Below are 565 nucleotides of genomic sequence, written 5' to 3'. Positions count from 1 at the left end.
GATGAGCAGCTCCTTATGTTTTTTGAAAGGGGAATATTGAAGGATTATGGGCTGGCGAAGTTGTCTGATATGAGAGATATGATACAAAAGGGTAATCAGAAAATTTCACAAAAAAGCTGCACTATACGTGCAGCTTTTTATGTGTTTGCTTTAGAGGTAGAGGTTTTAAAGTATGAAAGTATCCTTACGGCTTCTGTAACCATAATATCCAAACACACTGGAAATAATGGCGCCTATCAGACTGCCTAAAAATCCCCACCATCCCATATTAGAGGCTGTTTTTGTGGCTTTAGTTGCAGTGTTTTGGGCAGCCTTGATTGTATCTTCAAGATTATCCGAGAGTGTTTCTGCCCGTTCTTCAAGCGCTTTTATCGCCTTTTCAGTTTTTTCCTCTGCACTTTGATAGAGTTGAACGGCACGGTTTACTGCTGTTTGTGCATCAGCACGGGACATGCCATCGGTCATGAGGGCTTTGATGATATCACTTTGATCAAATTTTTCCGTGAGATCTTCTACGCGATCAGACAGGCGCTCACCAAGATTTTTTAAAGTGGTGCGATAGTGA

At 41.4% G+C, this 565-nt stretch carries 1 pseudogene; it reads right to left on the bottom strand.

What is annotated here, in order from left to right:
* Positions 1 to 165: 165 nt before the first annotated feature.
* Positions 166 to 565: pseudogene (locus ACFIK6_RS10230) on the bottom strand (DUF3792 domain-containing protein); the annotation flags it as partial.

Origin of the sequence: Bartonella sp. AS69XJJH, assembly GCF_042195585.1 — a bacterium.
Taxonomy (GTDB): domain Bacteria; phylum Pseudomonadota; class Alphaproteobacteria; order Rhizobiales; family Rhizobiaceae; genus Bartonella.
Note: the sequence above shows the minus strand (reverse complement) of the source record. Positions and strands in the feature narration are given on the sequence as shown.